At 61.2% G+C, this 12,369-nt stretch carries 10 protein-coding genes; 5 read left to right on the forward strand and 5 right to left on the reverse strand.

The features are described from left to right. Positions 1-62: 62 nt before the first annotated feature. The 5 genes from J6524_RS25865 (at position 63) to J6524_RS25885 (ending at position 5,331) form a co-directional block, all read left to right on the forward strand. Entirely contained in the window at positions 63-1,190 is a 1,128-nt protein-coding gene (locus tag J6524_RS25865; RefSeq protein WP_225675823.1) for a M20 family metallopeptidase, read from the forward strand. Then, positions 1,190-1,930 (forward strand): tRNA (guanosine(46)-N7)-methyltransferase TrmB, encoded by a 741-nt coding sequence (trmB, locus tag J6524_RS25870; protein WP_376712079.1) that lies wholly within the window; start codon positions 1,190-1,192, stop codon positions 1,928-1,930. The genes J6524_RS25865 and trmB overlap by 1 nt, the downstream gene beginning before the upstream one ends. Positions 1,931-2,241: 311 nt before the next feature. Next, the gene (locus tag J6524_RS25875) at positions 2,242-2,694 is read left to right on the forward strand and encodes a (2Fe-2S)-binding protein (protein ID WP_225675828.1); all 453 of its coding nucleotides are present in this window, start codon (positions 2,242-2,244) and stop codon (positions 2,692-2,694) included. Between the two features lie 2 nt (positions 2,695-2,696). Then, positions 2,697-5,012: a xanthine dehydrogenase family protein molybdopterin-binding subunit gene (locus J6524_RS25880; RefSeq protein WP_225675830.1), complete on the forward strand. Its 2,316-nt coding sequence runs from the start codon at positions 2,697-2,699 to the stop codon at positions 5,010-5,012. Between the two features lie 55 nt (positions 5,013-5,067). After that, positions 5,068-5,331, forward strand: a complete 264-nt coding sequence (locus J6524_RS25885) for a hypothetical protein (RefSeq protein WP_225675832.1) — start codon at positions 5,068-5,070, stop codon at positions 5,329-5,331. 83 nt (positions 5,332-5,414) lie between these two features. On the opposite strand, the gene J6524_RS25890 is transcribed toward J6524_RS25885, so the two are convergent. The 5 genes from J6524_RS25890 to J6524_RS25910 all read right to left on the reverse strand — a co-directional run bounded on the left by J6524_RS25890 (position 5,415) and on the right by J6524_RS25910 (position 12,319). Continuing rightward, the gene (locus J6524_RS25890; protein WP_225675834.1) at positions 5,415-7,142 is read right to left on the reverse strand and encodes a methanol/ethanol family PQQ-dependent dehydrogenase; all 1,728 of its coding nucleotides are present in this window, start codon (positions 7,140-7,142) and stop codon (positions 5,415-5,417) included. Positions 7,143-7,210: 68 nt separating this feature from the next. Further along, a complete protein-coding gene (locus J6524_RS25895) occupies positions 7,211-7,804 on the reverse strand; it encodes a QcrA and Rieske domain-containing protein (RefSeq protein ID WP_225675836.1) in 594 nt (197 codons plus the stop codon). Positions 7,805-8,802: 998 nt separating this feature from the next. Continuing rightward, a complete protein-coding gene (locus tag J6524_RS25900; RefSeq protein WP_225675838.1) occupies positions 8,803-9,672 on the reverse strand; it encodes a cytochrome c in 870 nt (289 codons plus the stop codon). A 256-nt stretch (positions 9,673-9,928) separates the two neighbouring features. Then, positions 9,929-11,659, reverse strand: coding sequence for a methanol/ethanol family PQQ-dependent dehydrogenase (locus tag J6524_RS25905; protein WP_225675839.1), 1,731 nt, complete (start codon positions 11,657-11,659; stop codon positions 9,929-9,931). A 66-nt stretch (positions 11,660-11,725) separates the two neighbouring features. Continuing rightward, positions 11,726-12,319, reverse strand: a complete 594-nt coding sequence (locus J6524_RS25910; protein ID WP_225675841.1) for a QcrA and Rieske domain-containing protein — start codon at positions 12,317-12,319, stop codon at positions 11,726-11,728. Between the last annotated feature and the right edge of the window lie 50 nt (positions 12,320-12,369).

Consider the following 12,369-nt stretch of genomic DNA (forward strand, 5'->3'; position numbering starts at 1 on the left):
AATATGCCGTCATTCCCGCTTCGCAATTGCGCATCGGGAAGTGACGCCGTATCGGATACGACATGACGACAGCCAATCCTTTCGATCCCACGCCGATCCTTGAGGGCATCCGCCGCTGGGTTGAAATCGAGACCCCCACCGAAGCGCCCGAGCAGGTCAACAAGCTCGCCGACCTCGTCGCTGAAGGCTATCGCGGCCTGCCCGCAACCGTGGAGCGGATCGCCGGGCACTACGGCTGCGGCGATCATCTGGTGGCGCGCTCGTCATGGGGTCAGGACGCGCCGGGCATCCTGGTGCTGAGCCATCTCGACACGGTGCATCCAATGGGATTCATCGAACGGCTGCCGTTCCGGATCGATGGCGACAGCGCGTTCGGCCCGGGCATCTATGACATGAAGGGCGGCGCTTATCTCGCCTATCACGCGTTTCGGCAGGTTTGCGCCGACGGTGCGATGCCGGCGCTCGGCATCACGCAGCTCTATGTCTCCGATGAAGAAATCGGCAGCCCGACCTCGCGCGCGCTGATCGAGGCCGAGGGAAAAAAGGCGAAATATGTGCTGGTCACCGAACCGGCACGCGATGGCGGCAAGATCGTCACTGGACGCAAGGGCGTCGGGCGCTTCGAAGTTTTCATCAAGGGCGTGCCCTCGCATGCCGGCACCAGGCCGGAAGACGGCCGCAGCGCCATCCGCGAACTCGGCAATGTGATCCAGACGCTGGAGGCGATGAACGATCTTGCGCGCGGGATCACCGTCAATGTCGGCGTGGTCCGCGGCGGCACTAGGCCTAACGTAATCGCGGAAGACGCCTATGCCGAGGTCGACCTGCGCGTGCCGACGATGGCCGATGCCGACGCGCTCGCTGCAAAAATTCTCGGTTTGAAGTCGCGCACCGAGGGTGTCACCGTCAAGGTGATCGGCGAGTTGAACCGTCCGCCTTACGAAAAGAGCAATGCCGGCGCGGCGCTCTACGAGCATGCCAGGACGATTGCGGCGGAGATCGGCTTTGAACTGCTCGATACGTCGACCGGCGGCGGCTCCGACGGCAACTTCACCGCGCCGCACACCGCAACACTCGACGGGCTCGGCGTCGACGGCCAGGGCGCGCATACTCACTACGAGCAGATGTACATCTCCTCGATCGAGCCGCGGGGGCGGCTATTGTATCGTCTGTACCAAACGCTGCGATGATGAACGCTCCGCGCGACATCGGCGACCGCGACGCGCTTCCGGAGGCCGGCGCGTCGGCACATGCGCGCGGCTCGTTTTTCGGCCGGCGCAAGGGCCACAAGCTGCGCATTCACCAGGCCGGCCTGATCGACAATCTGCTGCCGCATCTTTCGCTCGATATCGCAACATCAGCGCCGGCGCAGCTTGCCGACCTGTTCGGTGGCAAGGCCGAGGATGTCAGGCTCGAAATCGGATTCGGCGGCGGCGAACATCTGGTCGCAGAGGCGCAGGCCTTTCCGAACGTCGGCTTCATCGGCTGCGAGCCTTACGTGAACGGCATGGCGAAGATCCTGACGCAGATCGAGGCGCACAATATCGGCAATATCCGCCTCTATGCCGGTGATGCCGCGGAGCTGCTCGCCTGGGCGCCGCCGCGATCGCTGGCGCGGATCGACCTGATCCATCCCGATCCCTGGCCGAAGCGGCGGCACTGGAAGCGGCGCTTCGTACAGGACGCAACCGTGCAGGCGATGGCGCGCATCCTCAAAGAGGGCGGCGAGTTCCGCTTCGTTAGCGACATCGACGATTATTGCGCCTGGACGCTGGCGCACCTGATGCGAAGCTCCGATTTTCTCTGGACCGCCGAGCGCGCCGCCGACTGGCAGAAGCCGTGGGACGGCTACACCATGACGCGCTATGGCCGCAAAGCCGAGCGCGAAGGACGCGTCGCGACGTATTTGCGATTTCGGCGGGTCGGCTAACTGCAGCCCTTCTGGGCAGCGCGGGCCGATCCCGACCTCCCACCGGGAGGAGCCTAATCCGTTCTTGCAAAAGCAAAACAAGGCATTGTGAATTCTATTCGCGCCGCTTTGCTGTAGCTTTGCGGAACCCTCTTTTGAATAAGAAAAATTCAAATCAGGAGGATGGGCGCGACGCAGACATTCAGCAGATATTCAAGGCGCACAGCCTGCCGTTTCTCAGCGGGGCGAGTTTGCTTGAGATCATGCGGTGATCTCCAGGAAACAGGCCCTCGCTCACGACATCAACAGCCTAATCAAGAGCGAGGCACGTCATGATCAAATTGAAGATCAATGGTCAGGAACGGAACTGGGATGGAGATCCCGATCTTCCGTTGCTTTGGTTTCTCCGGGATGAGGCCGGCCTGACGGGCACAAAATATGGCTGCGGCCAAGCCTTGTGTGGCGCGTGCACCGTCATCGTCGACAAACAGGCCGTCCGCGCCTGCATCACCTCGGTTTCCGACGTGGTCGGCCGCGAGGTCACAACCATCGAAGGCCTGCATCCGACCGGGGATCACCCGGTTCAGAAGGCCTGGCGTCAATTGAATGTTCCGCAATGCGGCTATTGCCAGGTCGGCCAGATTATGCAGGCCGCGGCCCTCTTGATCGAAAATCCAAAACCGACCCACGACCAGATACGCGAAGCGATGGCGGGTAACATCTGCCGCTGCGGCACGTATCAACGCATCGCGAATGCCGTGCATCTCGCATCGACGGGGGTGTGACCATGAATACCCTCACCAATCCCAACAAGCTCCGTGGCTTTGAACGGCACATCAAGGTCGATAACGTTTCACGCCGCAGCATCCTCAAGGGCCTCGGACTGGCTGGCGGCTTTGTTCTGGCCGCCCCCGTGATGTCCCGCCCCGGCTTTGCCGCCTACCAGACCGGCGCGGACAAGATGCCGCACGGTACTGTGGTGGACCCGCGCGTCTTCGTTTCTATCGCATCCGACGGAACAGTGACGATCGTCGCGCACCGCGCCGAGATGGGAACGGGTGTCCGCACCAGCCTGCCGATGATCGTTGCCGAAGAGATGGAAGCCGACTGGTCGCGCGTTCGCGTCCAGCAGGCGCCCGGCGACGAGGTCAAGTTTGGCAATCAGGATACCGATGGATCGCGCAGCACGCGCCACTACCTGATGCCAATGCGCCAGATCGGCGCCTCGGCCCGCACGATGCTCGAAGCCGCCGCGGCGAAACGCTGGGGCGTGCCTGCGACCGAGGTGAAGGCGGTCAATCACGAGGTCATCCACAGTGCGAGCGGACGGCGCATCGGCTTCGGCGAGCTGGCAGCCGATGCCGCCAAGCAGTCGGTCCCCAGTGTCGAAGGCCTGAAGCTGAAGGACCCGAAGGATTTCCGCTATCTGGGCAAAGGCCAGATCGGCATCGTCGACCTTCGCGACATCACGGTTGGCACCGCGCGTTACGGCGCCGACGTTCGCCTGCCCGGCATGAAATACGCCGTCATTGCCCGGCCGCCAGTGACCGGTGGCAAGGTGGTCTCGTTCGACGGAGCGGAGGCGATGAAGGTCTCCGGCGTCGAGAAGGTCATCGAAGTGAAGGGTTGGCCGTGGCCTTCAAAATTCCAGCCGCTGGGCGGGGTCGCGGTGATCGCGCGCAACACCGGCGCGGCCATCAAGGGACGCGACGCGCTGAAGATCGTCTGGGACGACGGGCCGAACAGCAAATACGAATCCGTCGCCTATCGGGCAGAGCTCGAGGGAGCAGCCCGCAAGCCCGGCCTGGTGGTACGCAAGGAGGGCGACGTCGAGACGGCCTTGAAGGGCGCCGACAAGGTGATCGTCGGTGAGTACTACGTGCCGCATCATGCCCATGTCAGCATGGAACCGCCGGTCGCGGTCGCGGACGTCAAGGGCGACAAGGCGGAGATCTGGGCACCGGTGCAAAGCGCGGGCGGAACGCGCGAAGACGTCGCCAAAACGCTCGGCATTCCCCAGGAGAACGTCACCGTCAACGTCACGCTGCTCGGCGGCGGCTTCGGGCGCAAGTCGAAGTGCGATTTCGCCCTTGAGGCGGCACTGCTTTCAAAGGAGCTCGGGGCCCCCGTCCAGGTTCAATGGACGCGGGAAGACGACGTTCGCAACGGCTTCCTGCACACCGTGTCGGTGGAACGCATCGAGGCTGGCCTCGACAAGAACGGCAAGGTGACGGCCTGGCGGCATCGCAGCGTCGCGCCGAGCATCGCCTCGACATTTGCCGCCGGTGCAGTGCATCAGGCACCGTTCGAACTCGGCATGGGGCTGGTCGACATGCCCTTCGAGATCGCCAACGTCCAGTGCGAGAATCCGGAAGCGGCCGCGCGTACCCGGATCGGCTGGTTCCGCTCGGTGTCGAACATCCCGCGCGCTTTCGCGGTGCAGTCCATGGTCGGTGAGCTCGCCCATGCCACTGGCCGCGATCAAAAGACCATGCTGCTGGAGCTGATCGGCTCTCCGCGGATCCTCAAGCTCGATTCCGTGAAGGACCTCTGGAACTATGGCGAGCCCTATGATAGCTATCCGATCGATACCGCGCGTCTTCGCAAGGTCGTCGAGCTGGTCGCGGACAAGGGCGGCTGGGGACGGTCCGTGCCCAAAGGCCACGGGCTCGGCATTGCCGCGCACCGCAGCTTCGTCAGCTATATCGCGACCATGGTCGAGGTAGCCTTCGACAACGGCAAGCTCACCGTGCCCCGGGTGGATACCGCGATCGATTGCGGAGCCTACGTCAATCCGGAGCGAATCCAGGCACAGATGGAAGGCGCTGTGATCATGGGCCTGAGCTTCGCCAAGCATGGCGAGATCACTTTCAAGGACGGCAAGGTGCAACAGGGCAATTTCGACGATTTCCCGGTACTCCGGATCGACGAATCCCCCGCCGTGACGAACGTCTACATCGTACCTCCCGGCCCCGACACGCCGCCGAGCGGCGTTGGCGAGCCGGGTGTGCCGCCCGTTGCGCCGGCGCTGATCAACGCGATCTTCGCCGCAACCGGCAAGCGCATCCGCGCGCTGCCGATCGGCAAGCAATTGGAGGCGTAAGAGGAACAGTAGACTGCGCGGGCCGTTTTCCTTGATCTGAGAGGAGTTCAGATCGATGAAACCAAGCTCAACGGCGCTCGCGGCGTCACTACTGTCGAGCGTGCTTCTGTTGAATGCACAGGCGGCGACCGCTCAAACGACGTCGCCGCCGCCCGCGACCGCGACGCGGCCGGCAACGACACCGCCGGGGCAAACTTCTATGCCAAGCGAAAGCCCTCCGGCCACGACAACTCAGACCACCGGCGAAGCCAGCCGGGATCCGATGATCAAGCAAATGAATGAAGACGAAAAGCGGAAGGTCGAGACCAAGGGCAAATAAGCCAAATTTAAAGCGGCGGACTTTCGTCCGCCGCTTTTCTGGTGCCGCTCTGTTTGCCGTCCTCGCGCAATTACCCTTTGCAGTTATTTCTTGAGGGCAAACACCCAGACGACGCCGCCCTGAGGTACGTTGTTCTCGATACCGATGTTGTTGGTCGTCAGGGCGTCCTGGATGCGCTGGGCGTCTACACCCCACCCGGACTGGATGGCGATGTACTGTGTCCCGTCCACTTCGTACGCAACCGGCATGCCCATGATGCCGGAATTGGTCTTCTGCTCCCAAAGCAGTTCGCCTGTCTTGGCGTGGAAGGCGCGGAACATCCGGTCGTTGGTACCTCCGACAAAGACGAGGTCGCCAGCGGTGGCCGTCACCGAACCAAACAGGTGCGATCTCGGGAAAATATGCGACCAGACCTTCTTTCCCGTGGCCGGATCCCACGCCTGCAGTTCACCAAAATGCGTGGCGCCGGCGCGAACCTTCAGACCGATATCTTCGGGCTTGGTCCCGAGCCAAAGCTGACCGGGAACCAACGGCACCTTCTCGCCGGTAAAGCCGCCACAGAAATTCTCGTTGGCGGGAACGTAGACCAAGCGGGTCTTGGGACTATAGGCCGCTGACGGCCAATCCTTGCCGCCCCATAGCGATGGACAGAACTCAACCCGCTTGCCCATAACCGGTTTGTGAGCCGGATCGACAATCGGCTTGCCCGTCTCGGGCTCAATGCCCTTCCAGACGTCGGTATAGACATAAGGCCAGCCGGCTACATACTTGATGCTGTCCGGCTTGCGCTCGAGGACCCAGAAGATCGCGTTGCGTCCGGGGTGGATGAGGCTCTTGAAGATGCGACCATCTCTCTGCAGGTCGATCAGCATTGGCGCATCCACCTCGTCCCAATCCCAGGAATCGTTCTGATGGTACTGGAAATAGGTTTTGATCTTGCCGCTATCCGGGTCGAGCGCTAGCACTGAGGTTGTGTAGAGATTGTCGCCGGGGTGAGTATCTCCCGGCCAAGGTGCGGCGTTGCCGGTGCCCCAGTAAATGGTCCTGGTGTCGGGATCGTAGTTTCCCGTCATCCACGCAGAGCCGCCACCCGTTTTCCAGTCGTCGCCGCTCCACGTCTCATGGCCGGGTTCACCTGGGCCGGGAATTGTGAAGGTCCGCCACAATTCTTTGCCGTTATTGGCGTCATACGCGACGATATAGCCCCGCACGCCGAATTCACCGCCGGCGGCACCGACGATAACCTTTCCGTCGACAATCAGTGGCATCAGGGTCAGGTACTGACCCTTCTTGTAGTCCTGGACTTTGGTATCCCACAGGACTTTGCCGGTTTTAGCATCGAGCGCGACCACATGGTCATCCGTTGTAGCCAGGTACAGCTTGTCTTGCCACAATCCCACCCCGCGGTTGGTCGGGTGCAATTGGAAGAGATCGTCGGGGAGCTGGCGTTTGTAACGCCAGTACTCATCGCCCGTCTTGGCGTTGAGGGCGATCACCTGGCCCTGTGGGGTCGCAACGAACATCACGCCATTGTTTACGATCGGCGGAGCCTCGTGCCCTTCAATCACGCCGGTCGAGAAGGTCCACACCGGTACCAGATCTTTCACGTTCGAGGTGTTGATCTGGTCGAGTGGGCTGTATCCCTGGCCGTCATAGGTTCGGCGATAGAGCATCCAGTTGCCGGGCTCCGGGTTCTTCAGGCGGTCGGCTGTCACTGGAGTGTATTTCTCAATCGGGCCGGCAGAAGCAGCGATTGAAAACAGGCACGTGGACGCGACAAAGCTCGACAATAGCCATTGCTTCATGGTCATAGACGCTACCTCCCGTTTGTTTCCTTCAACTTTTTCGGTAGTTGTGCGGCATGTGATGCGGGCTGCGATCACCCTCCTTGCTGTACCCCTACCTTTCCAACGAATGTTCCAGCGACGGTGAGCAAACCGTCAGCCGTCGCCAACGGAAGTGCCGCGAGGCGCCGCGGCGCCGGTCCAAACACCACTTGTGCACTTTGCCGCGCATCAAATTCCGAATTATGGCAAACGCACTTAAGGACGTCCTTGTCGCCTTGCGCTGCCTTCCCCCAGGCCGTGATGGGGCACCCGGCGTGGGAACAAATTATCGAGTACGCAACGATTCCGTCAGCCGACCGAGCGCGCGTGTCGTCATCAAGTTCAGCCGGATCAAGCTTTATGACCACCACCTCATTCAGCCGCGAGCCCTTTCGGATCACCGAGGTTTTGGGGTCCTTTGGCCAAGCGCGCACGAACGGTCCGCCGGGCTTTAGATCCTGCGGCTTGATCGCTTCACCCGCTTGGTCCCCCTCGGCGAAGACCAGGAGGTCGGCTTTTTGAGGTCGCAGATCGCTGCCAGGCCGGTCTTCCTCAGCGGCGGCCGGTCTAGGCACCGCTGCGTGCACCGCAGTAGCGAAGGCAGTCAGGATGATCGTGCGTCGTGTCTGATCTGAAGGCGATGACATTTTCGTCTCGCGTTCTGCACTGATGCCATCGGGCGATGGTGGTAGTGCGTGAGGATATTATAACAAACTGAAGGGCCGAACCCGACCAAAAAGGGGTGGCGGACAAATTGTCACGTGCGCCTTCATCTTTTCTCCGAAGGTCACTGGACAGCAGAATTGCATCATGCCGCGACGCGCATGAACGAACTCCAGTGGTGGTCGTCCGGCCGTCCCCTGAACTCGCGGTGGAAGTGGCCTTCGGAGAGCTGTGCTCCGTATCGTCGAGCTCAAGCGTGTCGATGAAGTTGGTGACGCCGCAACCACCATCCCGGCAGTCTAATCGACGTATCCTTCACTTTCGCACCGCCGTATCGGCGTGCAAGCGCGGGTTCTACGCGCCTTTCTTCTTCACAATTTGCCCAGGAAACTGTCGCTATCTCGCGCGTTGTGCGGGGAGGGGAAAATCATAGGAGGAGAGGTCATGCGAACCTCAATTCTCGCCACAACCGTCGCTTTTGGAATCACCATCGCTGTGCCGGCACTGGCTCAGCAGCCGACGGCGCCTGGCCAGCCACAGATGCAGTCTGACAAACAGATGCAGGAGGAAGCGGATAAAGGCGTCAAGACCCGCGACTCCGGAGAATCCGGATTTGTCGGGCAACAGGAAAGGCCGGGTGCTTCCGCGCATCCGCCCGGGCAACCCAGCCAGACAACGACGGGCTCGGGTGCTGCTACGAGTGGCGGCCGGGGCGCGGAGACTGAGAGCAGTCCGCGCTAGCTAGCTCTGGGTTTCGGCACGCGGTACGAACGACATGCGGCTTCGCATTTCCGTTGCAGGTGTGGCGCGGAGCGAGCCTCGAATGATACACGGCTCTCACACGGGGCCATCGTCCTTTGAGAAGCTCCTTGTCGAAGCAGTCAGGGCTCAGCCCCGTGGCAGGTCTGCAAGAGCCGAGGACGCATGTCGGCGGCGATCACGCCCTCATTGTCGCTAACTCTAATCGAGTTTTGCGATCTACTTAACGTTTGCTGCTTCCGCCCTTCGTTGCTTGGCTCTTCCTATCGGCCATGTGACTCAAATACGCCAAGATCAGCCCGAGTTCCTCATCGCTCAGGTCCTCTTCGGCAAAGCTGGGCATCCGCTGCTCGGGCCAAACCCGAACCGAGCGAGGATCTCGGATCAGCGCGCGCAGACCGGCATCAGTGAAGTACTCCGTCGGGTTCATCGGCAAATTCAGATCGGGGCCAGCCGACGCCGATCCTGCCCGATTCATCGTATGGCATACGAAGCATTTGTTCACAAAGACGGTTTGTCCGTCTCGCGCCGGATGGAGCGCGGGGAGCATGGGATCAACCGCCAGCGCGGGCCACCGCCTCGCTGGCGCTTCCTGCACCGACAAACTCGCAACTTGGTAGGGCCAGTTCATGCTTGAGACGGATGACGCTTGATCGCCGATCCATACGACATAGAAGGGGCCAGCGCTCTTATCCTTACCTGGAATTGGCGGCCACGGCGTGTCGGCGGTTTCGATTGCCATATACGCGATGACGCCATGGTTGGCGTAGACCAGATCGCGAGGAAGTTGCGTCACGAATCCGTCTTGCGATGCCACTTCCAATACGGCATCGGGCGGAATGACAACTCCTTCAAGTAATTTCGCGAGCGCCACGGCCGGATACGTCCGAGGACTACGGTATGCGACATCGCGCGACGTGACTATCTCAACGACGTCCGTGCGGGCAAGCAACGCGTCACGATCGAAGATACGGACGCCGCCATCGGCTGACACCGTCAACGTCGGACCGGCTGCCCAAACCGATGTCGGCGTTGTGAAGTTAGCCAGCGAGAAAGCGAACGTGACAGCGAGCACGATTACCGTTGGAGGCATATCCGAAGCGTCCCTTGAACGCTGCCGTGCAGGGTTGCAGCTATTATTCCCAACTCCTCACGGCCGGCAACACGCCACCGGGGCCAATCTTCCCTGCCAAACGCTAGTCCGCCGGCGACGACAACTCAGACCACCGGCGAAGCCATCCGGGACCCGACCATCAAGCAGCATTGCCAGCCGGCAGTAACAAAGGGCGCCGACCATTCGTTCGGCGCCCTTTTCTCATCTCCGGTCGATACCGAGTAAAGCCTGCCAATCACTTCTTGACGGCGAACACCCAGACAACGCCGCCCTGCGGCACGTTGTTCTCGACACCGATATTATTCTGAGTTGCCAACGCATCCTGGATGCGTTGGCCGTCAACGCCCCATCCTGACTGCACCGCGATATACTGCGTGCCGTCCACCTCATAGGCGACGGGCATGCCCATGATGCCGGAGTTGGTCTTCTGCTCCCACAGCAGTTCGCCTGTCTTGGCGTGGAACGCACGGAACATCCGGTCGTTGGTGCCGCCGACCAGGACCAGATCGCCGGCTGTCACCGTCACCGAACCGAACAGATGCGATTTGGGGAAGTTGTACGACCAGACCTTCTTGCCGGTAGCCGGATCCCACGCCTGCAGCTCGCCAAAATGCGTGGCGCCCGGCCGAACCTTCAGACCGATGTCTTCAGGCTTGGTCCCGAGCCAGAGTTGACCCGGCACCAAGGGCGTCTTTTCGCCGGTGAAGCCGCCGCAGAAATTCTCGTTGGCGGGAACGTAGACGAGGCGGGTGTTCTGGCTATATGCCGCCGATGGCCAATCCTTGCCGCCCCACAAGGAGGGACAGAATTCAACCCGCTTGCCTATGACCGGTTTGTGAGCGGGATCGACGATCGGCCTGCCTGTCTCGGGTTCAATGCCCTTCCAGACGTCGGTATAAACAAATGGCCAGCCGGCGACATAGTTGATCTTGTCCGGCTTGCGCTCGAGCACCCAGAAGATCGCGTTGCGTCCGGGGTGGATCAGACTCTTGAAGGTGCGGCCATCCCGTTGCAGGTCGACCAGCATCGGCGCGTCAACTTCGTCCCAATCCCAGGAATCGTTCTGGTGGTATTGGAAGTAGGTTTTGATCTTGCCGGTATCCGGATCGAGAGCGAGCACCGAGGTGGTGTAGAGGTTATCGCCTGGGTGAGTGTCTCCTGGCCACGGCGCGGCGTTGCCGACGCCCCAGTAGACTGTCCTCGTCTCGGGATCGTAGTTGCCCGTCATCCACGCCGATCCACCACCCGATTTCCAATCATCACCGCTCCACGTTTCGTGGCCCGGCTCGCCCGGCCCTGGTATGGTGAAGGTCCGCCACAGCTCCTTGCCCGTATCGGCATCGAACGCGACGACATAGCCACGTACACCGAACTCGCCGCCCGAACCGCCGACGATCACCTTGCCGTCGACCACCAGCGGCATCAGGGTCAGGTATTGGCCCTTCTTGTAATCCTGAACCTTTGTATCCCAGAGCACCTTCCCGGTCTTTGCATCGAGGGCCACCACGTGGTCGTCCGTCGTGGCCAAATACAGTTTGTCCTGCCACAGCCCTACGCCGCGATTGGTTGGATGCAGTTGGAAGAGATCGTCCGGGAGCTGCCGCTTGTATCTCCAGTACTCATCACCTGTCTTGGCGTTGAGCGCGATCACTTGCCCCATCGGGGTCGTGATGAACATCACGCCATTGTTGACGATCGGTGGCGCCTCGTGCCCTTCGTTGACGCCGGTCGAGAACGTCCATACCGGCGTCATGTTCTTGACATTCGAGGTGTTGATCTGGTCGAGCGGGCTATATCCCTGACCGTCGTACGTCCGGCGATAGAGCATCCAATTGCCGGGTTCCGGATTCTTCAGGCGATCGGCGGTGACCGGGCTGTAATTCTCGATGGGGCCGGCACTGCAGGTGATTGAGAAAAGGCATGTTGACGCGAACAAGTTCGGCAACAGCCATTGCTTCATGTTCATAGACGCTACCTCCCTGTTTGTTTTTCTTCATCTTTATCGTTGTGCGGCATCCGAGGCCGGCTAGCGTCATCCTCCTTGCTGTGCTCCGACCTTTCCAACGAATGTTCCGGCGATCGTGAGCGAACCGTCCGCCGTCGCGAGCGGAAGTGCCGCTAGGCGCCGAGGCGCCGGCCCAAACACCACCTGCGCGCTTCGCCTGGGATCAAACTCGGAATTATGGCAAACGCATTTGAGGACTTCTTTTTCGCCCTGCGCTGCCTTCCCCCAGGCCGTGATCGGGCAGCCGGCGTGGGAACAGATCGCGGAATAAGCCACGATGCCGTCAGCCGACCGCGGGCGGGTGTCGTCATCGAGTTCAGCCGGATCAAGCTTGACGATCACCACCTCGTTCAAACGCGAACCTTTGCGGACTACGGAGGTTTTGGGATCCTTTGGCCAGGCGCGCACGGGCGGTCCGCCGGGCTTCAAATCCTGCGGCTTGATCACCTCACCCGCATGATCTCCCTCGGCATAGACCAGGAGGTCCGCTTTCTGAGGTCGCAGATCGCTTCCGGGGGGATCGTCCTCGGCGGCGGCCGATCGAGGCGCTGAGGCGTGCACCGCAGTAGCGAGGGCCGTCAGGATAATCGTGCGCCGTGTCTTGTCTGAAGGCGATGACATTCTCGTCTCGCTTTCTGCACTGTTGCCATGGCAATGGCGAATGCGCGAAG

It is taken from the genome of Bradyrhizobium hereditatis, assembly GCF_020329435.1.
Taxonomy (GTDB): Bacteria; Pseudomonadota; Alphaproteobacteria; order Rhizobiales; family Xanthobacteraceae; genus Bradyrhizobium; species Bradyrhizobium hereditatis.